Source organism: Photorhabdus caribbeanensis (assembly GCF_018448885.1).
Classification (GTDB): Bacteria; Pseudomonadota; Gammaproteobacteria; order Enterobacterales; family Enterobacteriaceae; genus Photorhabdus; species Photorhabdus caribbeanensis.
Genome location: NZ_RCWB01000005.1, coordinates 51,312 through 76,111, shown reverse-complemented (window position 1 = coordinate 76,111; position 24,800 = coordinate 51,312). Strand labels below are relative to the sequence as shown.

The window sequence follows — 24,800 nt, the reverse complement described above, 5'->3', positions numbered from 1 at the left end:
ACAAGTTCTTAACAATTAATCATTTTGGACGGAGCAACCAATAAATTCAAATAGTTAGATTATAAATTTAAAATATATTTATTACATCAACATATACCCTATGGATTTCAAGATGGATCGCGACGGCAAGGAAGCGAATCCCCGGGAGCATAGCAAACTATGTTACCGGGGTGAGTGAGTGCAGCCAACAAAGAGGCAGCTTGAAAGATAACGGGTATAATAAATAGGTGATAACATGGAACACGAATATAGCGAAAAAGAGCAGAAAAAAAGACATCCATTATTACAGTCAAACAATTCGGCTCATCATGAAAGCAGCTCATTAGGTTTAGAACTAGGAAGAGATTCTAATTCTTCGTCCCCCATCGCTGAGGATAGCAAATATAGTAAATGGTTTACTTATGAAAATGATATAGAGGTTGAACTCTCTACAGAAAGAGTAAAAGAAATATTCTCAAATAAACAACCTAAAATCATTATTGCTGGTGATGGTCATAATAAACCACCCTTTCAATACGCAAAAAATATACCTGATGTTAATAGTAGTTTTGATGCTGGCACACTTCAACTTTATATTGAAGCAACAGATGAACAGATAAATAAAAATAAAGCAGAGTATATACCAAAAGATTTCATGGCAAGATCATGGCCATTCATGAATAAAAATAGGCGAGCTGAAATTGTTGGGTGGGAGGATTCAGCGTTATCCAACGCCATGAAGGAGATGTTTGATCTATCGATGACATCAATAAGTGAACCAACGAAGTTAACGGAAAAAGATATTGCTTCATTTTATGAATTCTATATGACTGCTATTCAGAGCTTTTTCCCTAATTTCGAAAAATTAGGTAATGAATTGAATGAAATTATGGCGAAAGCTGGCAGCAAAGGAGATCTGGAAAAAGTTGCGTCAGAAATGCTCCGTTTTACTTCTGGTACATGGCGTGATGAATATATCAACCCAACATTAGCAGAGAAAATAGCAAGGCATGCCGCTGAAAAAGAAAATAATACATTTATTGTCTCCATAGGAGATGCCCACCTAAGTATTAACCCTATGCAAGAACATTTAAATAAAATGAGGAAAAAATATAACTTCAAACACCAAATTATATTTACCCGAGATAAGACACCTATACTTTCCGATAAAATAAAAGGCGGTAAAAAAAATGGGTAGATATATAACCACCCATTCTATTAATATATTTATAGTTGATCTAATCAATTCTTAAATGAAAGTAAAATATCAATAACAATTTAAACTTTATTTACCCCTAATATACCTAATGAGTTTCAACAGTTGCATGATCCTCAAATACGTATTTTAACAAAACAACAACTCAAGAGAAGAAATGCTAATGGAAATAATTGGCATTCCATATTATTTAATGGTAAAGAAATTTAAGGTTCAGATACCGCAATAACAGCTAATGATTTAAACCACCCAATAAGAATGATTACATCCAATCATCATTATGGCGGTGAACCAATCTTAATCCTAACGGGATCTCACGGAGATGATTTTGGGTTCAATTGGGATGCTAATACTAATGGAGTCAGAAGAAAAGACTTACGTGAAAAGCTATTTTTTAATGAAGACAAAGATGATAGAAAAGGAAGTTATTATAGAAGTAAGCCAATACATATCAAAGATATCAGAAAAATGACCTATCAGGAGATGGAAGAAACTATTAATTCCCCGGATTATCATGTTATTTTAGGCTATTGTTTTAGTTGCAATGATCAAGCTTTGCGTTTTTATACCAATACAAATCCAGTAACAAGTTATGTTGATAATTAACCTGAACTTCGATTAAGAGGAAAATTCAAGACATCACAGTCCGCTCAGTTTCTTGCTTAATATTCCTTCAATATAAAAGAAAGTATGCTATATTCGCCTATGAAGAAAAAAAACACACCAACGCCACATGACGCTATTTTCAAACAGTTTTTAAGTCATATTGATACGGCCAGAGACTTTCTGGAGATACATTTGCCTGCGACATTACGGGCAGTTTGTGATCTGGATACATTGCAATTAGCATCAGGATCGTTTATTGAAGACAATCTGCGTGCGCATTATTCCGACATTTTGTATTCACTGAAAACGGTGCAAGGTGACGGTTATGTGTACTGCGTGATCGAACACCAGAGTTCCCCAGACAAAATGATGGCATTTCGATTGATGCGCTATAGTATTTCAGCCATGCAACGGCATCTGGAGCAGGGACATGAAAAATTGCCGCTGGTCATTCCGGTGTTGTTTTATCACGGGAAAATACAGCCGTATCCCTGGAGTACCAATTGGCTAAACTGCTTCGATGATCCAGCTCTGGCGAAGGAGCTCTATTCCGGTCCATTCCCGTTGGTAGATGTGACGGTAATTTCGGATGATGAAATCCTGACGCATAAACGGGTCGCGCTACTGGAAATGGTACAAAAGCATATCTGGCAGCGTGATATGATGGAATCACTGCAAAAACTGTCCATATTGCTGGCGTATGATTACCATACGGAAGAGCAGCTAAGAAGCGTGCTAAACTACTTATTACAGGCGGGAGATACCGCCGATCCAGAGGGTTTTATCCGGCGACTGGCAGAGCAGTCACCGAGGTATGAGGAGGTACTGATGACAATAGCGCAAAGATTGGAACATAAAGCACGTCAAGAAGGACGTCAAGAAGGACTCCAGGAAGGACGTCAGGAAGGACGCCAGGAAGGACTCCAGGAAGGACGCCAAGAAGGACTCCAGGAAGGACGTCAGGAAGGACGCCAGGAAGGGCGTCAGGAAGGACGTCTGGAGGCAACGTTAAAAATTGCTCATGCATTGCTGAACAGCGGAATCGATCGTGAAACGGTGATGGAAACCACCGGTCTGAGTCAAAACGAACTTGAGCAAATACGCCACTAACTCGTGCTGGGAGTTCTTAATCAGTATTCAACGATTCGTGTTAAAAGAGAATCTTACGGTGACTGGCAGAACAGTCACCGAGGAATGAATCTCGACCGTGAAACGGTGATGGAAATCACCAAGGTGAACTTGAACAAACGTCCGACAAACTTACTATTGATACGTTATCGGCATAAAAATACTTGAGTCAATGCACAAAACGCATAGAAGCGGCACATTTACATTCCAAGCGAAAGAGTGGGTTTGAATCCACGTGCTTCTGAAATCGCTGTTCTCTCTTTTCATCCCAATAAACATTCTAACTCATTTCACTAGCAATCATTTTCATGATTATATTTTTATTCAACAATTAATTTATCGTTGAAATTATTAAAGAAAAAACCACCTGCCAATGAAAAACCCCATAATCGCGTGATATTATTCAGTATGAAAATCACACCTGTTATTTATTTTCATGTTCACTGAAAGTAATAAATTAACGCTGATACACAAAATCATAAAAATCCGCCACATCAATTAAGAATAAATATCATTATTAATTGATGCTACCACCTAAAAATCCATTCTATATAATCACCTATCTTTATCAAAGGCGATTTAACAATCATTTAACAAACTCTTTAATATAAATAAAGACCTCTATAAATCAGGTTATTGCGGTAGCTATACCCAATCGTTAGGTACTAAGGAAAATAAAGTAATAGACGTTTTTCTTATCTTTAAAATGTAAACAATTAAGGAAAAAATCATGGCTATAACTCCAGAACAAATTGCTGTTGACTATCCCATTCCTACTTATCGGTTTGTTGTCTCTATTGGTAATGAGAAAATCCCTTTTAACAACGTTTCCGGGCTCGATATTTCTCATGATGTCATCGAATATAAAGACGGTATTGGTAATTACTATAAAATGCCCGGCCAGCGTCAATCGATCAATATTACCCTGCGTAAAGGCGTCTTTCCCGGCGATACTAAGCTTTTCGACTGGATTAATTCCATTCAACTTAATCAGGTTGAGAAAAAAGATATCGCCATTAGCCTGACCAACGAAGCCGGCACCGAAATTCTGATGACCTGGAATGTGACAAACGCCTTCCCAACGTCATTCACCTCCCCCTCTTTTGATGCCGCCAGCAATGATATCGCTATTCAAGAAATAGCGCTGGTCGCGGATCGAATCACCATTCAAGCACCTTAATAGATCCACAATAACGATCTATCCCAGTGTTTATAAAGCAATCGTCTGATATAGCCAATTATCCATGCGCCAATACATGATAATCAACATTGGCATGGCTCATCAGTTCGACTGAATTCACCATCCTACAATTCGCGCAAAATATCGCACAATAACTTGGAGGCAATATGCCAATCACCCCAACTTATCCCGGCGTTTATATTGAAGAGGACGCCTCACCCGCACTCTCAGTTCGTGCGGGTGCAACGGCAGTGCCTGTTTTTGCCGTCGCAAATAATAATTCATTAGTATCAGGTAAGCCCTATATTCGCATTGGTAGCTGGCTGGAATATCTGACACTCAAAGATGGACAATTTGATCCCACCGATAAACTGGATATCGCGCTGCGTGCCTATTTTATTAACGGCGGTGGATATGGCTACCTCGTCAAAACTCAAGATTTAGAAAAGCAAGTGCCGGTACTTGATGATGTCACGCTATTGGTTGCCGCCGGAGAAGAGATCAGCGCCGCCGTCGGGACACTGTGTCAATTAGGCAAAGGATTATTCGCCATTTTTGATGGCCCTAAAACTCAAATAACTTCAAGCCTAAAACCCGACGATGTTGTTAAATCTTATCCGGCAACTCAATATGGCGCAGTTTACTACCCCTGGCTGACCGCTGAGTGGGGAGAAAATAAAGCCTCCATTGATATTCCACCCAGTGCCGTCATGGCCGGTATTTATGCCAGTGTCGATAACAGCCGGGGCGTCTGGCAGGCTCCCGCCAATGTTCCTGTTCAGGGCGGATTACAGCCTAAATATCCGATGACTGACGATCTGCAAGGAAGATATAACCAAGGTAAGGCACTGAATATGATCCGGACCTTTCCTAAGAGCGGGACGCTGGTCTGGGGCGCCAGAACCCTTGAGGACAGCGATAACTGGCGTTATATCCCGGTTCGCCGCCTGTTTAACAGCGCGGAACGGGACATTAAAAACGCCATGAGTTTCGCGATGTTTGAACCCAACAGCCAACCGACCTGGGAAGCGGTGCGTCGGGCGATTGATAACTATCTCCATGCCCTCTGGCAGCAAGGCGGATTGATGGGCGACAAAGCTGAACAGGCTTATTTTGTTCAAATCGGTAAAGGCGTCACCATGACCGATGACGATATCAAGCAGGGCAAAATGATCGTCAAAATCGGCATGGCAGCGGTTCGTCCGGCCGAATTCATTATCTTGCAGTTCACCCAGAATACCGCTCAATAATTGGAGGCATCATGCCAACAACACCGACCTATCCCGGCGTTTATATTGAAGAAGATGCGTCATTATCGCTCTCTATCAGCCACGGGAACACCGCAATACCTGTTTTTATCGGCCGCTTCCAGCCTAAAAAAACCAGCGCAACTCTAAAAATGATACACGTGAGTAGCTGGCTGGATTTTACCAATTTATTTAATGTCGGCTGTATTACGTCAATCGCCATCACATCGACTAAACCAACGCCACCCACTCCTCCTTCCGGGAAAGTTGCAGGCGATACAGCCGTCGCTGCTACCACCGATATCGCTCTTGACGCAGGTAATACAGGCTCCGGTTACACTTACGCTGTAACTGTCGGTACCTACACCACAAGTAGTGATGCGGTAAAACTCTATTTTCAAAATGGCGGCGGACCTTGTTATATCTTGCCGATTGTGAATCCCCAAGACGCTGCCACTTCGGCATTAATTCCCGAATTAATTGAGCAAGCTCTGGAGATTACCTTAATCGTCTGCCCTGAACAGGATTCTGCTTACCAGAGTGCAATATACAACAGCTTAACCCCCACATTATTGAATGCCGGCTATTTCCTGATCGCTGACAGCCAAACGAAAACCAGCGTACCGGGCGTTAATGTGCAATCGCAAACTGCAACGTATTACCCGGCAGTGAAAGTCTCACAACTTATTCCTGTGGAAGATAGCCTGATTGCAGTTTCAGGTTATGAAGATGCAGAAACAAAGCCCGATGCCATTAAAAATCTGGCGCAGCTCAAACAGAAAAACCTCACTGTTTACCAACAAGCCGCTCAAGCAATACAGAATAAAATAGCCGCCAACGGCAACACCATTCCTGCCAGTGCTGTCATGGCGGGAATCTACTGCGCCACTGACGCCAATCGTGGCGTCTGGAAAGCACCGGCGAATGTTGTTCTCAGCGGGATTAGTGATGTAGCGGCTCGACTCACGGAAGATGAGCAAAGCGCCATGAATCAAAAAGGTATCAATGCCATTCGCTACTTCACCAATAAAGGTTTTGTCGTCTGGGGCGCCCGTACTCTGCAAGATGATGACAACTGGCGTTACATTCCGGTACGGCGGCTCTTTAATAGCGCAGAGCGGGATATCAAACAGGCAATGCGCATTGCCGTTTTTGAACCCAATAGCCAACCTACCTGGGAGCGGGTGAAAGCAGCCATTGACAACTATCTCTATTCCTTATGGCAACAAGGGGCATTAGCGGGAAATAAACCGCAAGAAGCCTATTTTGTTCAGATTGGCAAAGGTATCACCATGTCTGACGACGACATTAAACAAGGGAAAATGATTGTCAAAGTGGGCATGGCCGCGGTACGTCCGGCTGAATTTATTATCCTTCAGTTTTCACAACATGTAGCACAGTAATCGTACTGAGACGCGGTTAAACACCGCGTCTATTCAGTCGTTAAGGAGACGATAATAATGGAGATAACCCAGCCGAGCGTCACCATCACAGAAAACCTGATATTCCCAAAGCAAAATGACACGTTTATCGGTATACCGGTTTTTATTGGTTATACCCAACCTGCTGAAAATAGCCATGTCAGTGATAAAACCACCATCAAACTCAATAGCTTAGCCGATTTTACTCTGTCATTTAAAAAAACAGGATTAATGTACTATTCCGTGCGCCATTTCTTCGAAAACGGCGGTCAACAGGCTTATGTGCTGTCACTGGGTACGGAGCAACAATTAAGCGATTTTTCGTCATTGATCACCGCACTGCAACAAGAGTGGCTGATACAAACGATTTCCGCAGAGAACAACATTACCCTGATTGTCACCCCGGATGTTATCCGCTTTAATCAGACCGAGGTTTCCTATACTCAAAGAGATCTCTGGTTACAGTTTTGGCAATCGGCGCTCAATCTCTGCAAGAGCCGACGCGGTATCATGGGGTTATTGGATGCCCCAGACGATCCCACATTAGCCGCTGAGTGTTTAAAACAGTTTTCTTCCGCAGATCAACAATGGGGCGCCGTATACTGGCCGCAGCTAAAGAGCGCCTATCAGGATAATACACAAAATCCTATCGTACTTTCACCGACCGCCGCAGTGGCGGCCGTTATCCAGCGTAACGATAATCAACAAGGCGTCTGGACCGCGCCAGCCAACATCGCGTTAGCCAAAGTAATCAGTCCGGTACGCTCTTATATTGAAGCGAATGCATTGTTTAACCCGGATGGCGCCTCGCTGAATCTGGTCCGCAGCTTTCCCGGCAAAGGCATTAGGATCTGGGGATGCCGAACCCTGGACAATACCCCCGGTTCCCTCTGGCGTTATATCCAGATCCGTCGTCTGGTTTCTTATATCGAAGCTCATATGACCCAACTCGGCCGGGCTTTCATGTTTGAACCTAATAACGCCATCACCTGGATGAAGTTTAAAGGACAAGCTTATAACTGGCTGCGCCAGTTATGGTTAAACGGCGGGCTACGAGGCACTCAGGAAGATCAAGCGTTCAAGGTGTTATTGGGTATGGATGAATCAATGAGTGAAGCCGACATCCGGGCCGGGAAAATGATCATAAAAATCAGCCTCGCGGTCTTAATTCCCGCCGAATTTATTGAGCTAAACCTGACATTTGATACCCATTCCGGTACCACCCGCTAAGTTAAACAGAAATAAAAATTAAACAGAGGCAAAAGTTAAACAGAGGCAAAATATGAACAACCTCTACACCCCGGCAGTATCACACCGTTTTATCGCCAGTTTCCTTTTTAACAGCATTCCCAGCCCACTGGATATCGCCTTTCAACGAATATCGGGCCTGAGCCGTGAGTTACAAACCAGCCAACACAGCCAGGGCGGGGAAAACGCCAGAAATACCTGGCTGCCCGAAAAAATTCAACATGGCAGTCTGGTGCTGGAGCGTGGCGTGATGACAGTGACGCCCCTCACGTTGGTGTTTGATCGTGTTCTGCGTGGCGAAAAAGCGGTCTATGCCGATGTCGTGATTATGTTACTGAATGAAAATTCGTTACCCGTGGCAAGTTGGACATTAAGCAACGCGCTACCGGTACGCTGGTCCACCGGCGACTTTGATGCCAATAGCAATGCCATTCTCGTGAACTCACTGGAATTACGTTATCAAGATATGCGCTGGTTAGGAGTAAAAGTATGACTGTTGAAATTAAGGAGTTGATTATTCAGGCCAAAGTGACTGATTCCACGAAGGCTCCCACCACCTCGCGCACATTAGCTCAGGAAGCGCTGGACAATGCCCGTTTGATTGAGATCGTGAAACAGGAAGTGTTAGAGGCATTGCGTGAAGCGGGAGGCCATTATGAGTCTAATTGAACGCAGCCTGTCCAAGCTCACCCTGACTGCCTTTAAAGATCGAGAAGGCGGCGGCCTTGTAGGCAGTTTGCAGGCGATGTATAACCCCGATGGGTTACAACTGAATTATCAAACTCGCTATCACCAGGATGAAAGCATTAACAATGCCAGCCAAAGCAGCCGCTATATATTAGCGCAACCCGCCGGGCTGACCTTAGTCCTGTTGTTTGACGCCACCATGCCCGGCAATACCATCCCGGTAGAAAGCCAACTGGAAACTCTGAAAGCTCTGTGCACCGTGGATGCCAGCACCAAGGTATCTCACTTTCTTAAAATCAAATGGGGCAAAATGCGGTGGGAAAACAAAGGTTATTTCGCCTGCCGGGCCACTGGCCTCACCATCAATTACACCCTGTTTGACCGGGACGCCACCCCGCTGCGAGCCAGTGCGACTTTATCTCTGGTGGCGGACGAAAGTTTTGTCATTCAAGCCACCGAGCAACAATTAAAATCGCCGCCAGTTACCGCAATCAGCGTCGCTGATATGGTCTCTCTACCATTAATAGCGTTAGGCGCCGGCGCGACTATGGCAAGCGGCATTGATTATCTCTCTCTGGCCTGGCAAAACAATATGGATAATCTTAATGACTTCACCCCAGGGCAAACACTACAGGCAAAGAGGGATGCATGAAGATACCAGAAATAGACCTTAAAATAGCAGGAAAAACTCTTAGCCAACTTTCTGTGATTAGCCTGACCGTAAACCATCAAATCAACGGTATCCCGACAGCCAAAATTACCCTTGATATAGCCGGTGACGCCAACGCGATTTTTACTGCCGAAACGCAGGCTGAACTGACAAGCTGCCGTCCTAATCAAGAAATTATCGTTCAGATGCAAAAAACCGTGTTGTTCAAAGGGATCATTGTTCGGCAAGCGCTTAAGTTCAAAGGTCAGGACAGTCTGATTACCTTAACGGCAAAACATCCACTGCAAAAACTCACCGACGGTTTCCATTCGCAACTCTTCAGCCAACAGAGTGATGAAACCATTATCAAGAAGCTATTCAGTCAGGCAGGGATAGCCGTCACGATAAAACAGGCGCCTCAGCTTAAAATTGAACATGAACAAATGGTCCAGTTTCGCTGTAATGACTGGCGATTCTTAAAAAGCCGACTGGCCGCGACCAACACCTGGCTGTTGCCCGGCAATGAAACTGTCACGCTGGCGACGCCGGAATCACTTAATCAGTCAACCGTGCATACGATTAAACAACGCGGCAGCGATCAGGACATTGTACTGTTTGAAGCAGATCTACGCTTTGATAACCAACACAGCCCCAAAACGGTGAGCATACAATCCTGGGATATTGCTCAACAAAAACTGTCTCAGGCTCCTCAGGCAAAAAACAGCGGACTTGGCAGTGATCAGCTCGCGCCGGACAGTCTGGCAACCTTGACCGATCAGGAATGGCAATGGGTTTTTAGCTATCCGCAAGATAATGAACAAGCCAAACACCTTGCTCAAGGCATGATGAATAACCTGCGAAGCGATAATGTCTCCGGCAATTTTGAAGTTATAGGAGATAACCGCTATCAACCGGGTGATCTGCTGGCATTAACCGGCTTTGGTCAAGGGATGGATGGTCAAGGGATTATCACCGGCGTCAGTCAGACCATCAGCCAGCGGCAAGGCTGGCGTACCCGGTTAACCCTGGGCCTGTTGTCGGAGACAGAACCGGCGGTCCCGCAAGTTAAAGAATTGCATATCGGTATTGTGGAAAAATACCAATTAGACAAGCTATCGCTGAATCGTATTCCCGTCAGGATACCGGCATTAAACTTAACCAACAGCGTACTTTTTGCCCGGCTAGGTAAACCTTATGCCAGTCATGAAAGCGGATTCTGTTTCTACCCGGAACCGGGGGATGAGGTGATTATCGGCTTCTTTGAATGTGATCCGCGCTTCCCGGTGATATTAGGCGCCATGCACAACCCGAAAAATAAAGCGCCAATCGAACCCAGTGAGAAAAACCTGATAAAAACCCTGGTTATTAAACAAGGAAATAATCAACAAGCATTAATGTTCAATCATCAAGATAAAATTGCCGCCCTTAATAGCGGAAAACATTCGCTATCACTGCAACAAGATAAAGATATTACGCTTAATTCGGCTAGAAATTTAAACACGAATGCCCAGGAAATTAACCTACAGGCCGAAAGATCCCTATCAGCCACAGGAAAGTTTAGTGTCGATATTAAAGGTATAAAAATTAACTTAACGCAATAACAGGACCATGAGATGACAGACAACATATTAGTCAATATTTATGGCCGTGGCTGGGCATTTCCGCCACAGTTTTTTATCCAAGATAATGCGCAACCTGAAATACCCACCGGTGTCAAAATGTCTGAAGGTGCGGAGAATGTTAGCCAAAGTATAAAAATTCTTTTTCTCACCGAACCTGGCGAACGCATTATGCGTGAAGATTACGGTTGTGGCCTGAATGATTATCTGTTTGCCAATATCAGCGATGAATTAATGGCAGAACTCCAAACCCGGATTGAAGAACGGATACTACGTTATGAACCGCGCGCAAACATTACCGACATTCAAGTCATTCAAAAAATGGACTCACCCAATATCCTGCATATTCAGGTCATTTACACCCTGAGAGGCAGCGAAATCAACCAACAGCTTGACGGCATCCTTGAGATCAGCGAAGGACGGGTGCAGGTGAACCTATGAGTGAACGATTGGTGGTGGATGGCGACAGCCTACTATTTGAACCATTATTCGGCAACCGACTCGTCACTCTGCTAAGGCCAGCAACCATCAGGGGTAGCGGGCACGCCCAAATCCGAGGCAAAAAGATCGCCATTGTGGGTGACGAAAAACAGCTCCAATTTCAGGCGCAATATATCACCCCTAATCACCCGATACCCGGTATGGGGATGGTCATTATTGTTCAGTTGAATGCTAACCAGCAGGCAAACTTTTGCCGCAGCCCAGCTACCGTGATTGTGGTCGGACAGCAATTTACCGCCCATTTTATCCCGATACAACCGGCAAATGGTCCGTTAGGCCCGGATATCATCATACCAAGCATGGGAAAAGGTAGATTTATTGCCAACCAATATATCGTCAGAGCTAAATAATTCATCCCCTCAACTCTATTTTTATCTCCTGAGCTCTATCAGAAATTTATTCAAATAATAGGTGCCATAAATATGGGACAAGCCGAGCTGAAAAATAAACTCTCCGCTATCGTACCAAATACTGAGTTTAAACTTGATGGAAGAAGTACGCTGGATATTTTAAATTGGCTTAAAGATTACGCCGCAATTATTCCTTTCGATCAAGCTAAAAAACAGTTTTGGGACAGTTTCTACTTTATTCAGAAAAATGATCCTCAACAATTAGCCAATATTTACCAACAAGTTAATCAAGCTAATGGCCTTTTACCGCCACATCAAGCTTTTGTACTGGCTTTTTTAAAACTATTAGAAACAACCAAACTCTTATTAAATACTTTCCCGGCCCGACACCGTGATCTTTATTACCGAGAATTATTAGGATTAAAACCCAAAGGCGCCCAAGCGGATAGTGTTGCCATCGGCATTAATCTCAATACAAATAATGCGGAATTTCTGGTCGCACAAGGCACCCTGTTTGATGCCGGGCAAGATAGTAGCGGTAATCCGTTACAGTATGCCTCAGACACAGATTTATCGGCGAATCAGGGAGCGCTAACCGACCTGCGTTGGTATTGGCGAGACAATGACGGTTGGCAATCGGCAATTCTCCTCAATCTCTCAGATAACGTTGCATTACCTGAAAACGGTATCCGGCTTCTTGGCCCAACAGCCAATGATGTGCCGATTCTGTTCGGTTATCTGATTACCTCCTCTTTGTTTGCCATGTCTACAGAAGAGCGTCGTATTAAAGTGACGCTGGAAAATGATTGGCAAGGTAAAGCTGAAAATATCACCGCGAGAATCAGTGCAAAAGATCGTTGGTTATCGTTGTCAGTAAAACTTATCGACAACAAGAATATTGAACTGGGATTATCACCCTTTGATGATCCGACGAGTCCACCGGACAACCTTGATGGGATAACGTTTGACGTACCGGTATTAAAATTAGGCACCACTCAGAAACCTACTTTACCCAAAATTGCCGGTATTGAAATCAACATTAACGGCAACCGCAGTGTGCGCTACGCCTCTGACGCCGGTATTGAACCCGCAGATAAAACCAGCTTTCCCTTTGGTCAATTGCCATCATTGGGCTCCGGCTTTAATCTGGTTGCCCCTGATTGGTATAGTTCAGAAAACGCGACACTTACCCTGACGCCTCAATGGATTGGCTTGCCCAAAGTGAACTTTTCAACATGGTATGAAAAGTATGATCCCAAACCCGGCAACAATGGCGTATTTAAAGTACAGGGTTATTTAGTCACGCCACAGGGAAGAAAGGCGCTCAATGCAGCCCAGTCATTATTTAGCGGGACAGGCGCACCACAAGGACAGAACCTGAATTTTACCTTACCGGCGATGGATTACCCTGTCGCAAACAGCCCATCACCCAATGAATGGCCTGCATCAGTGCGCATAGAACTGATCGAACAAGATTTTATGCATCCCCAATATTGGAAAGATCCGACCGGTAAAAATCTGCCCTATACGCCACAAATCAGTACGTTGCAGATCCAATTCAAAGCTAAGACCAAGCAATTTTCCGTCTATCCCTTAGCGCCTTTCGGCCGAAGCGCGACAACAGCAGAAATACCGGCATTAACCCATGAAGCATTCTATTTAGGCTTTACCGGTGTCGTTCCGGGACAGATTTTATCCCTATATTGGCAATTAGAAGGCTTCAAGTCGCTCAATTTATCCTGGTTTTATCTCAGTAAGCGCAATAACTGGAACAAATTGGATCAATTAGTTGATGACCAAACGCATAATCTATTTAACCAAGGCATCTGGCGTGCGCGACTGCCACAAGACGCATCAAATCAAGCAGTTATGATGCCGGCAGGACGGTACTGGATAAAAGCGAGAATGGCGCATCAGAATGATCCTCAGGATTATCCAATCATTAAAAGCATACTGTATAACGCCACCACCGCCACCCTAATCAACGCAGAACGGGTTGAGAATGCCCACTTTATTAACGGATTGGCCGCCGGCAGCATTCAACAGCCGGTCAACGCATCAGTTGCAATCAGCAGCATCACTCAACCTTGGTCATCCTGGAATGGCCGCCCAAAAGAGACAGAACAAGCCTTCCTGACGCGCATCCCGGCTCGTTTATCTCATCGTAACCGAGCGCAGAGTTGGGAAAATATTGTCACCTTACTCAAAGAGCGTTTTATCAGCTTATTTGATGTCAAATACCCTTCCAGCAATGACTTAACGAAAATACCGGCCCCGGAAACACAACAATTGATTGTGATCCCAGACAGCCGCTACAAAGATAACGATGATGCACTGCGTCCAACGCTGAACCCCGCCCGATTAGCCAAGATGGTCGAATGGATAAGTCAATTAAGCAGCCCTTGGACAGAGATTAAGATTGATAATCCAAAATACATTAACGTCAATGTCAATTATCAAGTGAAATTTATTTCAGGCGTTAATCCTGAATATGGTCATCGTCAGCTACAGCAAGAAATTAGTCAGAAATATATGCCGTGGGGAGAAAATACAGCTATCAGCGTGACAACCGGTAATCACATTGACTATTACCAATTATTAGCCGCCATCCAACAATCCTCTCTGGTTAAACGAGTCACAGATTTAACTCTGGAAAAAGTGATGCCGACGGTGAGTAATATCCATGAAAATAACGCTGACCAATCCACAACCACCGTAGGTAAAAGTATTGAGGCCGCCGATGATGAAGTATTGATTTTAGTCTGGCCAGAGACGAATTCCTCAAGCCAAGGAGTGAATTAATGAATAATCAAAATGCCCTATTTCCTATCGTCAAAGACGATATTACCTTCGATGCCTTACTCACTCAGGCCAAAATAGTGATTGAGCAGCAATCCGGCCAATACTGGAGCAATACAAATATCAGTGATCCCGGCATCACTTTATTAGAAGCGTGTTGTTATAATGCATCCGACTTAGCTTACCGCCATACATTACCACTCAAAGATCTGCTTACGCCTAAAAAAGAAGAACAAACACCCGGCGATGGTATTTTCCCTAAAGAATTCGGCCCACAACAAACCCTGACTTGTAGCCCCATTACTGCGGAAGATTATCGTCGGGTTTTACTGGATCTTCATAGCAGCGACACCGTTAATGAGACAAAAGAAGGTTATTTTTTCTTTAACGATGTACAACTTATTCGTGAACCTGAAAGCGGGCGCTATGAATACTGGTATAACAAACAGAAACGTGAATACAGCTTTAGAAATTCCGGTTCAGACAGCAAATTAGCATTAAGAGGAAACTACTGGCTCTATTTAGTCCCCAGTCGGGAAGCTCAGGCCAATAATAAACTGGTTCAGGAAAAGCTGGAAGTTTTCCTGAAAGAGAACCGTAATCTGGGGGAATCGATCAGTAATATTATCTGGTTAAAACCAACAAATTTCTTATTACAGATTGATATTGAGCTGGATGATGACGTTAAAGATATTGCCGACATCTTTGCCAAAGTTTATATGACGGCGGAACAAATGGTACAGGCAAAACCTATACGTTATACCACGCAGGCCATGATAAAACAGGATTACACTCATGAAGAAATTTTTGACGGACCTTATTTACATCACGGCTGGATTCCCGAATTACCGGCGGCTAAAGATTATACCAAATCGACAATAGTAAACTTAAGCCCTCTGGTTAATCAATTATTGGACATTCCAGGGATACAGAGTATTAGCCGACTGACATTAGATTTAAGTCAGGAAAATAAGATCATTACTCCAGTTCAGGAGAAAGATAACTGGTCTTGGGAAATCGCTCAAGGATACTATCCCAAACTATGGGGGCATGATCCACTAAAACTCATTACTTCATCATCAACAACAAATCCCCTCAAAATTACCGCCAAAGGTGGGATTAATATTCTCGTTTCCAAAAAAGAGGTCGCAAAAAAGATAATTACAGAGCCGCTAATTGAGACAAAAGCGGAATTATTGAATTGGGGAAAATATCGTAAAGTTCTAGACTACTACCCAGTAAGCAATAAATTACCCGCCTGCTATGGATTACAAACCGACGCCAGCACCCAGCAACAAATACAGTTGCACCAATTTATGCTGCCTTTCGAACAGATACTGGCTAATGGCTGCGCCGAACTCGCCCTATTGCCGAAATTATTGGCCTTTAAACAACGGGGAAATCATGTACATGGTGTACAGTGGCCCTATAAAACTAATACCATCAGTGGAAAAGTTCTCCAGAATATAGAATCCGATTTAAAAGAAAAATTTGACAGTGACGTTCAAATCTATAACAAAGGTAAAATCCAGGATCAAAATTATACTCAGGAACTCGCTATTCTAGACTATCTGTTAGGATATTTTGGCACTCATCGTACAGCCAGACCACTTCCCCAAGACTCACTGGATTTTCTCTCTACTCAACGCGGTTATCTGGCGCAGCAACCTGAGTTGATTTATCAGCGTAATAATATCCGTATTAATAAAGTATCAGCACTACAAAAACGTATTACTGCCCGACTTGGCTTGGGTGGAGAATGTTTCAATGAAACGCCAGATCTGGCTAACCTGCCTTTCTATTTGATTGAACATCGCCAGCTATTACCGGTAAAACCCAACAAGAAATTCGACCATGAACAGAAGCCTGACAATCTTGAAATAAAAAACGAACCCAACTCTCCCCATCATCAATTAATCATTACCCAGAAAGGAACGTCAGGCCAATTACAATACGGGCAAGTGATTAATCTGATTATTAAAGACAAAGAAGCTAAAACCAAATTCACCCTACGGGGCCAAATGATCACTAATACTACGGGAGACGCCTTCTCTCTGAATGCCTGTAATAGCACGGCGCTAGAGAACAATTTGAATGACGTGCAGAAAGCATATAATGAAGGTAATCTGTATTGGTGTAATAGCCCGGTATGGATGGAAGATATGGATTATCAATTAGTTTATGCCGACGCGACATATCAAAATAATGCCGAAGATGAACGCTGGATCACCTCCAGCCCTCAAAGCCCCTTTCCTGCCATGATTGAAGAAAATGACGAAATCACCCTGAAATATGTCATTACACCTTCCAAGCCATCCAAACAAATACTAACTGACATAGTTCATAATGAACCACAATACGAATATGAACTTAAAGCAAACGTTATTAAATTTGATCGCATTAAAGGTAAGATATTAATTAAACGCAACGCAGATTCACGGGATAATTTCCCACATGAAGCAGAAGCATGGCGTTATCGTTGGTACTTCTCCAACGAAAAATATGCCTTGGCCGATCGCTTTTCATTTGTAGTCAGCGTAGTTGTAGATCACCAATTTCTTGAGAGTCAAAAAGTTGCCCCTTACAAACTGGAATCTTGGATAAAAACAGAAATTCTAGCGGAATTTCCCGCACACATTTCCATGATCATTCACTGGCTGTCACCGAAGCATTTTGAAAATTTCGCCAATACCTATAAACGCTGGCAAAACAATGGTGCGCCTTTAGGGGACGAAGCATACTATATTTTAGAAACCTTAACCTTGGGAAGACTCTCTTCAGCCGCGACAGGTATTGGCAATATGCGAATTGCCACCGAACAGCAGCGTATTAAGGTGATTGGTGAATCGGGCGATCAATGGAACGAAGAAATTATTAAAGATAATCAGCTATCATATGTACCTTATTCTAAAATAGATATCTAATTTATTCCCACATAATAGAATTTTAAAAACTCCACTATTATTTGCATACATTTTAATGCAATAGCACACATAATATCAGGTGATAAAAATGGAAAAAGAATATAATCTACACAGCACAAAACGCAATCCAGAGAATGCCAATACTCAATCAACTGGCCCATCCATAGATGATTTAAAACAGCGTTTTAAAGAAGGCAGTATTCCATTACAGACCGATTATGCTGACCTGATTAATATTGCTGATATAGGTCGCAAAGCCTGTGGTCAAGCGCCACAACAAAATGGACCAGGAAAAGGATTAAATTTGGATGATGACGGTACGCTTCATTTAAAAATGGGCACGCTTTCCCGCCAAGACTTTTCTCCATTAATCCTAAAAGATAATATTTTATCTGTAGACCTCGGTAGCGGCTTGATTAATAAAACCAATGGAATATGTGTTGGTCAAGGCAATGGCATTGTTGTAAATGGTGATAATGTGGCGGTCAAGGCCGCCAACGGTATTACTGTTGATGACAATGGCGTTGCAGTCAAATTCGGTAATGGTATCAATGTTGATACTAATGGCGTCTCTGTCAAAGTTAAAGACAAAGATAAAACAATTAACGTCGAATCTACAGGGATATCGGTAAGACTTGGTTTGGGAGTCACAAAAGGCGATGGAATAAATATTAAAGCCAGTGATGGGATTAACGTTGATAATAATGGTGTTTCCGTCAAAGCCGGTAATGGGATTAACGTCGATAGTAATGGTGTTTCAGTCAAAGCCGGTAATGGGATTAACAGTGATAATAATGGTATTTCAATCAAAGCCGGTAATGGAATTAACGTTGATAGTAATGGTGTTTCAGTCAAAGCCGGTAAAGGTGTCAAGGTTAATGCAGACGGTATCAGTATTGATCCCCATAAAGTATTCGCCAAAGGAATGATTATGATGTTCTCTGGCTCATCCGTACCACCAGGTTGGGCATTTTGTGATGGCACTAACGAAACACCTGATTTACGCGACAGATTTATTTCAGGCGCCTCGACGCTAAATGATATAAATGGCACTAACGGCCAAAGTATGACCGGAAATAATAATGAAAAGGTGTTCAATGTTCAAACTACCAGTAATAAAACCAATCTTACTATTAGTGAAAAAGATCCAGCGCCAATTATGGAGCGGCGTCATATCGAAGGGATGATAATGGAAAATACACAGGCGTCAGAATCTGGCAAAAAATCCGCTTCTAATACTGAAAAAAACAAACAAAACCCAAATAACCAAACTGTTTATATCGTTAATGAAAAAGCTCACAAGCATACAGTAAATGTGGTGCCCCCTTATTATATCCTGGCATTTATTATGAAAGTTTAATGCTATTTCACACCAGAAAAATTAAACTACTCATTAAAAGGTATATTAACATGACCTTAGAGCCAAATCTGTTAAACCGGATAGTCATTACTATTGAGGCTAATAATTCACAGGTTGCTAAAAAGATATTACATGGCTCCCTGCTTAATCAAGCCAATATCAATAACTTATTTAATACATTCTTTACTCAACATCCCATTAATCAAGACATCTATTTAGAAACATTAACGTTAAATCTTGGAGAAATAGATTTACATAACTTTAATTTACTGTTCCCTACACGGCTTAATACCGCTCTAAATAACGCATTAAGCCAATATCAAATCAACAATCAGGAGAGAAAAACCACGCTAAAACAATTAACATCACAAGAAATAATCAACAAGTCTTCTTTATTACATAATAACAATTTAATTAACATTGAAAGTTTTATCCATTATTTAAATCAGAAAAATTCCGCATTAAATTCAATAGAGGTGAAAAATAATCATAAAAATATTGATATCAATATTCAGCAATTAATGACTCAATTTGCTGGAATAGAGAGTAAATGGGCGCTGCTGTTAGCAAAAAGCTGTTTATCCGAACCAAGCCTGCAACAGTTGTTAGCACTCAAGCAACCTGCTTTATTAAGCGCCATCAGCCACAGATTATCCGAGAAGATAAATAGACCACAACATCTAGGGGGGCTTGTCTCCCCCGGACAACTGATACTCAATGCGTTGCAATATATACAGCGAAATAATACACAGGAGATACCTAAACTGGATGCAAAAGTGGTATCCCATGTCACCATTGAATTGGATGACGGAACACTTAATACCGAATCTGTTATTACGTTATTTCACCAGCTTATCACTCATAATATTCCATTACACAGTATTCCATTGCAAAATATGCCATTAAATAGTTGGTTAAAGCAGATCTGGCAAACCACCTCTGTTGCAAGATTCAGCGAGAAATATCTATCCGCTGAGGAATACCAATGTTTGTCAGAACACTTTACGTCAAATAACATAGATAAAGAGAGTGATGATATCGCATTAGCTGTTGCTCATACAAATATCCAAAATACGCAGAAGGAAAAATATTTACCCGAATATTCTATTTCAAACCATACGGATAAAGATATCCTCGGTAAAAAATCAGTTATTACCCATCATGACAACATCAATTATCAGGAAGAAAAATATTTACCTGAACACGCTATTTCAAACCATACAAATAAAGATATCCTCGGTAAAAAATCAGTTATTACTCATCATGACAACATCAATTATCAGGAAGAAAAACATTTACCTGAACATGCTATTTCAAACCATACGAATAAAGATATCCTCGGTAAAAAATCAGTTATTACTCATCATGACAACATCAATTATCAGGAAGAAAAACATTTACCTGAACACTCTATTTCAAACCATACAAATAAAGATATCCTCGGTAAAAAATCAATTATTACTCATCATGACAACATCAATTATCAGGAAGAAAAACATTTACCTGAACACGCTATTTCAAACCATACAAATAAAGATATCCTCGGTAAAAAATCAATTATTACTCATCATGACAACATTAACACTCAGGAAGATCGATATTTACCTAAGTATTTTACTCAAAACCATACGAATAGAAACAAGTCCAGTAAGCAATCGGTCATTACTGACATTAACAAAAAAAATACTCAGAGAGATCAATATACTTCAGAACATTTCATTTCAAGCCATGCAAATAAAAACAAACCCAATAATAAATTAGCCACCACTGACATTGGTATTAATAATATTCAGACACATCAATGCGCTGCAAATCAGAAGATAACATCCGAAAATCAGAAAATATTATCAACATCGAACAATCCATATATTACAGGAAATAACCCTGACCCATTACAAAATATCAGCAAAACAGATTCTGCATCAGTTTTATTGCCTAAACAAACTTCTCCATATCAAGTAAATAATGCCGGAATATTGATTTTATGGCCGATGCTACCTGCATTATTTAATCAACTGGGCTTACTTGAAGAGCAAAGATTTATTCATCGCCAAGCCCAATTTAGCGCGGTTAATTTACTTGACTATCTGATTTGGGGAAGAGAAGAAATAGCGGGAGAGCAGAATATTCTGAATAATGTTCTGTGTGGATTAATGGTTAATGAAGTAATTAAATTAACCTCCACTGAACCAGAAAAACAATTGATCATAGATCAATGGTTAAATGCCATTATTAGCCAACTTTCCGGCTGGAAAAAGTTAAGCCGCAATGACGTTCGCCAACTGTTTTTACAACGGCCCGGTGAATTGCTGATAAATGAACAGGAAATAAAAATCACGGTAGAGCATCAACCATTTGATGTGCTATTAACTGATTGGCCGTGGCCATTAAATATCGCCAAACTTCCCTGGCTGAATCACCCTTTAAAGATTGACTGGAAAAATATTTAGAAGGTTTATATGGATTACCTATTGACAAATAACCCTTATGGCGTAGCTGAATTACGCTGGATTTATCCCCATTTGGAACGTATCGATCTGCTATTACAAAAATATTATTATCAAAAGGGAGATCAATACGATGCATTACCGGAAAGTTTTTTACTGACCAAAGATGAAGTAGAACAGTGTTTAATATCACCACAAGGTATACCTCATTGGCTGGCTACAACGAATAATCCTATTCGTTATCCAGCAATCGAGGAAAGCCCGGCCCTTAATGCATTATCATTGTTGGTCGAACGTTTTGAACTGACTGAATTTGAGCGTGATGTTTTATTATTAGGTCTATTACCCCATTTCGATAGCCGTTATTATGCAATATTTGCCGCTCTAAATGGCACCAGTAAAAAACAGTGGCCCAGCTTCGCTTTAGCCATTGAATTATTTAGCCAACGCCAAAGTGAGCGGCAATTACTACAAAACAGCTTTTTACCGCAAACACCATTAATCAGTAACCAATTATTACGACTCAATAATCACGAAGAATCTATCTGGTTACAAACGCAATTTTTAACCCACAACGCCGTCTGGCATTTTTTATCGGGGCAACGAGTTATTCTACCGCCACTGATAACCTGTGCCAACTGGCATACTCCGGCCTCACATAATTGGTATCCACAAACGCTTTATTATTCACTTGAAAAGATATTATTGAATGAAACCGATAAAATACGCCCATTAGTCATACTCAGAGGAAAACAGGATTGCGCCAGAGAATCAGTGGTCAGGAATATTATGGAAGCTCATGGTATTCACACCTTAACGCTTGACTTATCCCTCCTACCCAACGAAGAAAAAAGGATCAAAATATCCAGCTTATTAGCGGACGCAATACGGGAAACTCGGTTACATGATGCCTGTTTATTGATCCGCAATTTCTCTTTACTTGCAGGGGAAAAAAAAGAATTACACCACGAATTATCTATTTTACTAAATCAGCCGAAATTAAAAGTCATTTGCTTGGCAGAACCGGGAGATGCATTAGTCTGGCTTAAATATTTGCCAATGGTACAAATTGATATGCCAATGGCGACTTTAACGGATAAAAAAGCAATGCTGAAAGCAAGTTTACCGGAGAATGCCGCTCAGGAAATTAATATTACCCAACTCTGTCAGCGTTTTTCCTTTACTGCGGAAACATTACCGCTGATTCTTGAAGAGGCTTATCAATATCAAATGCTCCGGCAACCAGAAGGCCAACTGGAAGAAACCGATCTGCGTCAAGCATTAAGTTTCCGCGCCCAACAGAATTTCGGCAAACTAGCGCAACGAATTACCCCAAAACGCAGTTTTAACGACCTGGTGGTTTCAGACACATTAGCGCAACAATTAAAAGAAATTATCGCAGCAATTAATTACCGTGACTTAATTCTGGGTGCCGGCTTTGAGGAAAAAATCAATTACGGTACCGGTATTAGCGCCCTATTTTACGGCGAATCGGGTACCGGTAAAACAATGGCTGCGGAGGTGATTGCCGGTTATCTTGGTGTTGATTTGATTAAAGTTGATCTCTCTACCGTGGTAAATAAATATATTGGAGAAACGGAAAAAAATATCTCCCGTATTTTCGATCTAGCCGAAGCGGATTCCGGGGTACTGTTTTTCGATGAGGCCGATGCGCTATTTGGCAAACGCAGCGAGACCAAAGATGCTAAAGACAGGCATGCTAATATTGAAGTATCTTACTTATTACAACGACTGGAAAATTATCCGGGGTTAGTGATTTTAGCCACCAATAATCGCAGTCATTTAGACGGCGCGTTTAACCGCCGTTTTACCTTTATTACCCGCTTTACTTATCCAGATGAAGAGTTACGCAAAAAAATGTGGCAAGTCATTTGGCCGGAACAACTGACACTATCCAATGAAATTGATTTTGCCCATCTGGCTAAAAGGGCTGATTTAACGGGTGCTAATATCAGGAATATTGCTTTATTGTCATCAATATTATCAACAAATGATAATTGTGAAAAAATCGAAAACAAACATATAGATCGAGCCGTAATACTTGAATTAAATAAAACTGGCCGACTAGCTTTTTAAATATTTAATAGAATAGGAATATAAACATGGCTACTATAATTGCTTCTGATAATGCGATTATCGAGATTAATCAAGCATTAAACACTATTTTATCTCAATATTTAGACATTTCCGGTCAAAAAATTGATATTCGTTTTGATCTACCCGAAATTAACTCCATTCAATCGGAACCGACGGTCAGTGTATTTCTTTATGAGATACATGAAGATCTACAATTACGATCCGCCGAATCAAGACGTTATAACCCGGCAACTAACACATTATTACCGGGATGGGTCAATATCAATTGTAACTATTTAATTACCTACTGGGATGCCAGTAAACCCTCTAGTGACAGCTCCAGCCCAGACAGCCAACCTAATAATCAAGCTGCACAGGTGATGACACGGATTTTAAATGCATTAATCAATAATCGCCAATTAACCGGTATTCCCGGTGCTTATACCCGAGTTATTCCTCAACAGGAAAATTTAAATAGCTTAGGTAATTTTTGGCAGGCTCTAGGTAATCGTCCTCGCCTCTCTTTACTCTATTCCATTACTGCACCGATGAAACTACAAGATATTAAAGACAATATTAAACCGATTATCCAAACTTCTGCTTCTGTAGCGCCAAAACCAAACCTAGATAATTCACAAATAAACCAAGCTCTGGCAGATAAATTATGTGCCGATTTAGGCGGTACCGAAGATATTCTCCTCGCCCTGGCTAAAGTGAATCTGATAACCGAACCCACAACAGATAACAATTATAATCAGGAAAACGAAAGTGTTATTCTTAAAGTTTCCGGTGTTACTAAAGCAACTTATTTACCAAAAATAAAAGATATTCTTTCCATTTGGGTAAATAGCCAGAAAGCCGTGGTTAAAGTAAATGGGATAGATATTATTATCGCTAAAGAAAATTCTGATGGTTTAATTTCAATATAAAATCATTACTTATTCAATCAAATACCCACATGAGAATAATAACAAATTAAAAACAGACAAATGCTATATTAATCATCGAAAAATAAATTATGCCTAAAATAAAAGCATTATCCTCAATCAACATCTAGGTTCATTATTTAAATACCTATCATTGAAACACAAATCATTTCAAATAAATACACCCGTTATCTTTAAGAAGCCCGTTAAGTAAATTAACGAGCTTCTTATCATTTTGTTGCCAGTAAAGATAATCCTACCAAAACTCGCTTGTGTAAAGCTTATTCATCTCACGACCTTTCCTGAAAATTACCATCACTCACCTGCTCTAATGATTTAAGTAAATGTTTAGCATTAGCTGGTGAGTGTTATATATCCTATTTTTTCATGTAATCCCCTTAAGTTTGAATGACGAT

Annotated in this window: 20 protein-coding genes; all 20 read left to right on the top strand. The window is 41.5% G+C overall.

Features of this window, described 5'->3' with window-relative positions; genetic code table 11:
• The first annotated feature begins 235 nt into the window (after nucleotides 1-235).
• The 20 genes from EAE90_RS05355 to EAE90_RS05260 all read left to right on the top strand — a co-directional run bounded on the left by EAE90_RS05355 (nucleotide 236) and on the right by EAE90_RS05260 (nucleotide 24,387).
• Nucleotides 236-1,177 carry a hypothetical protein gene (locus tag EAE90_RS05355; protein ID WP_214052608.1) on the top strand — a complete coding sequence of 314 codons (942 nt, stop codon included), beginning with the start codon at nucleotides 236-238 and terminating at the stop codon, nucleotides 1,175-1,177.
• A 243-nt stretch (nucleotides 1,178-1,420) separates the two neighbouring features.
• Nucleotides 1,421-1,801 carry a hypothetical protein gene (locus tag EAE90_RS05350; protein ID WP_339920871.1) on the top strand — a complete coding sequence of 127 codons (381 nt, stop codon included), beginning with the start codon at nucleotides 1,421-1,423 and terminating at the stop codon, nucleotides 1,799-1,801.
• 99 nt (nucleotides 1,802-1,900) lie between these two features.
• Nucleotides 1,901-2,911 (top strand): Rpn family recombination-promoting nuclease/putative transposase, encoded by a 1,011-nt coding sequence (locus tag EAE90_RS05345; RefSeq protein WP_214052607.1) that lies wholly within the window; start codon nucleotides 1,901-1,903, stop codon nucleotides 2,909-2,911.
• A 3-nt stretch (nucleotides 2,912-2,914) separates the two neighbouring features.
• Complete coding sequence (locus EAE90_RS05340; RefSeq protein WP_214052606.1) at nucleotides 2,915-3,097, top strand: hypothetical protein; 183 nt, start codon at nucleotides 2,915-2,917, stop codon at nucleotides 3,095-3,097.
• Between the two features lie 562 nt (nucleotides 3,098-3,659).
• Nucleotides 3,660-4,109 carry a phage tail protein gene (locus EAE90_RS05335; protein WP_214052605.1) on the top strand — a complete coding sequence of 150 codons (450 nt, stop codon included), beginning with the start codon at nucleotides 3,660-3,662 and terminating at the stop codon, nucleotides 4,107-4,109.
• Nucleotides 4,110-4,276: 167 nt separating this feature from the next.
• Entirely contained in the window at nucleotides 4,277-5,359 is a 1,083-nt protein-coding gene (locus tag EAE90_RS05330; protein WP_214052604.1) for a phage tail sheath family protein, read from the top strand.
• A gap of 11 nt (nucleotides 5,360-5,370) precedes the next feature.
• Nucleotides 5,371-6,759: a phage tail sheath family protein gene (locus EAE90_RS05325; RefSeq protein WP_214052603.1), complete on the top strand. Its 1,389-nt coding sequence runs from the start codon at nucleotides 5,371-5,373 to the stop codon at nucleotides 6,757-6,759.
• A gap of 57 nt (nucleotides 6,760-6,816) precedes the next feature.
• Nucleotides 6,817-8,007, top strand: a complete 1,191-nt coding sequence (locus EAE90_RS05320; RefSeq protein ID WP_214052602.1) for a phage tail sheath family protein — start codon at nucleotides 6,817-6,819, stop codon at nucleotides 8,005-8,007.
• A gap of 52 nt (nucleotides 8,008-8,059) precedes the next feature.
• Nucleotides 8,060-8,518: a phage tail protein gene (locus EAE90_RS05315; RefSeq protein ID WP_214052601.1), complete on the top strand. Its 459-nt coding sequence runs from the start codon at nucleotides 8,060-8,062 to the stop codon at nucleotides 8,516-8,518.
• Nucleotides 8,515-8,694, top strand: a complete 180-nt coding sequence (locus tag EAE90_RS05310; protein WP_214052600.1) for a DUF5908 family protein — start codon at nucleotides 8,515-8,517, stop codon at nucleotides 8,692-8,694. The genes EAE90_RS05315 and EAE90_RS05310 overlap by 4 nt, the downstream gene beginning before the upstream one ends.
• Complete coding sequence (locus EAE90_RS05305; RefSeq protein WP_214052599.1) at nucleotides 8,681-9,364, top strand: CIS tube protein; 684 nt, start codon at nucleotides 8,681-8,683, stop codon at nucleotides 9,362-9,364. Before EAE90_RS05310 ends, EAE90_RS05305 begins: the two co-directional genes overlap by 14 nt.
• A complete protein-coding gene (locus EAE90_RS05300; protein WP_214052598.1) occupies nucleotides 9,361-10,962 on the top strand; it encodes a phage baseplate assembly protein V in 1,602 nt (533 codons plus the stop codon). Before EAE90_RS05305 ends, EAE90_RS05300 begins: the two co-directional genes overlap by 4 nt.
• Nucleotides 10,963-10,974: 12 nt before the next feature.
• Complete coding sequence (locus EAE90_RS05295) at nucleotides 10,975-11,421, top strand: GPW/gp25 family protein (protein WP_214052597.1); 447 nt, start codon at nucleotides 10,975-10,977, stop codon at nucleotides 11,419-11,421.
• The gene (locus EAE90_RS05290; protein ID WP_214052596.1) at nucleotides 11,418-11,831 is read left to right on the top strand and encodes a hypothetical protein; all 414 of its coding nucleotides are present in this window, start codon (nucleotides 11,418-11,420) and stop codon (nucleotides 11,829-11,831) included. Before EAE90_RS05295 ends, EAE90_RS05290 begins: the two co-directional genes overlap by 4 nt.
• 72 nt (nucleotides 11,832-11,903) lie before the next feature.
• A complete protein-coding gene (locus EAE90_RS05285) occupies nucleotides 11,904-14,633 on the top strand; it encodes a hypothetical protein (RefSeq protein WP_214052595.1) in 2,730 nt (909 codons plus the stop codon).
• Entirely contained in the window at nucleotides 14,633-17,554 is a 2,922-nt protein-coding gene (locus EAE90_RS05280) for a hypothetical protein (protein WP_214052594.1), read from the top strand. The genes EAE90_RS05285 and EAE90_RS05280 overlap by 1 nt, the downstream gene beginning before the upstream one ends.
• A gap of 88 nt (nucleotides 17,555-17,642) precedes the next feature.
• Nucleotides 17,643-18,914: a tail fiber protein gene (locus EAE90_RS05275; protein ID WP_214052593.1), complete on the top strand. Its 1,272-nt coding sequence runs from the start codon at nucleotides 17,643-17,645 to the stop codon at nucleotides 18,912-18,914.
• A gap of 50 nt (nucleotides 18,915-18,964) precedes the next feature.
• Nucleotides 18,965-21,364: a contractile injection system tape measure protein gene (locus EAE90_RS05270; RefSeq protein ID WP_214052592.1), complete on the top strand. Its 2,400-nt coding sequence runs from the start codon at nucleotides 18,965-18,967 to the stop codon at nucleotides 21,362-21,364.
• Between the two features lie 9 nt (nucleotides 21,365-21,373).
• The gene (locus tag EAE90_RS05265) at nucleotides 21,374-23,458 is read left to right on the top strand and encodes an ATP-binding protein (protein WP_214052591.1); all 2,085 of its coding nucleotides are present in this window, start codon (nucleotides 21,374-21,376) and stop codon (nucleotides 23,456-23,458) included.
• Between the two features lie 26 nt (nucleotides 23,459-23,484).
• Nucleotides 23,485-24,387, top strand: a complete 903-nt coding sequence (locus EAE90_RS05260) for a Pvc16 family protein (RefSeq protein WP_214052590.1) — start codon at nucleotides 23,485-23,487, stop codon at nucleotides 24,385-24,387.
• Nucleotides 24,388-24,800 lie beyond the last annotated feature (413 nt).

Excerpts from the sequence above, each read along its gene's own strand:
- EAE90_RS05355 (WP_214052608.1), top strand. The coding sequence starts at position 236 with ATGGAACACGAATATAGCGAAAAAGAGCAGAAAAAAAGACATCCATTA.
- EAE90_RS05345 (WP_214052607.1), top strand. The coding sequence starts at position 1,901 with ATGAAGAAAAAAAACACACCAACGCCACATGACGCTATTTTCAAACAG.
- EAE90_RS05335 (WP_214052605.1), top strand. The coding sequence starts at position 3,660 with ATGGCTATAACTCCAGAACAAATTGCTGTTGACTATCCCATTCCTACT.
- EAE90_RS05330 (WP_214052604.1), top strand. The coding sequence starts at position 4,277 with ATGCCAATCACCCCAACTTATCCCGGCGTTTATATTGAAGAGGACGCC.
- EAE90_RS05325 (WP_214052603.1), top strand. The coding sequence starts at position 5,371 with ATGCCAACAACACCGACCTATCCCGGCGTTTATATTGAAGAAGATGCG.
- EAE90_RS05320 (WP_214052602.1), top strand. The coding sequence starts at position 6,817 with ATGGAGATAACCCAGCCGAGCGTCACCATCACAGAAAACCTGATATTC.
- EAE90_RS05315 (WP_214052601.1), top strand. The coding sequence starts at position 8,060 with ATGAACAACCTCTACACCCCGGCAGTATCACACCGTTTTATCGCCAGT.
- EAE90_RS05310 (WP_214052600.1), top strand. The coding sequence starts at position 8,515 with ATGACTGTTGAAATTAAGGAGTTGATTATTCAGGCCAAAGTGACTGAT.
- EAE90_RS05305 (WP_214052599.1), top strand. The coding sequence starts at position 8,681 with ATGAGTCTAATTGAACGCAGCCTGTCCAAGCTCACCCTGACTGCCTTT.
- EAE90_RS05300 (WP_214052598.1), top strand. The coding sequence starts at position 9,361 with ATGAAGATACCAGAAATAGACCTTAAAATAGCAGGAAAAACTCTTAGC.
- EAE90_RS05295 (WP_214052597.1), top strand. The coding sequence starts at position 10,975 with ATGACAGACAACATATTAGTCAATATTTATGGCCGTGGCTGGGCATTT.
- EAE90_RS05290 (WP_214052596.1), top strand. The coding sequence starts at position 11,418 with ATGAGTGAACGATTGGTGGTGGATGGCGACAGCCTACTATTTGAACCA.
- EAE90_RS05285 (WP_214052595.1), top strand. The coding sequence starts at position 11,904 with ATGGGACAAGCCGAGCTGAAAAATAAACTCTCCGCTATCGTACCAAAT.
- EAE90_RS05280 (WP_214052594.1), top strand. The coding sequence starts at position 14,633 with ATGAATAATCAAAATGCCCTATTTCCTATCGTCAAAGACGATATTACC.
- EAE90_RS05275 (WP_214052593.1), top strand. The coding sequence starts at position 17,643 with ATGGAAAAAGAATATAATCTACACAGCACAAAACGCAATCCAGAGAAT.
- EAE90_RS05270 (WP_214052592.1), top strand. The coding sequence starts at position 18,965 with ATGACCTTAGAGCCAAATCTGTTAAACCGGATAGTCATTACTATTGAG.
- EAE90_RS05265 (WP_214052591.1), top strand. The coding sequence starts at position 21,374 with ATGGATTACCTATTGACAAATAACCCTTATGGCGTAGCTGAATTACGC.
- EAE90_RS05260 (WP_214052590.1), top strand. The coding sequence starts at position 23,485 with ATGGCTACTATAATTGCTTCTGATAATGCGATTATCGAGATTAATCAA.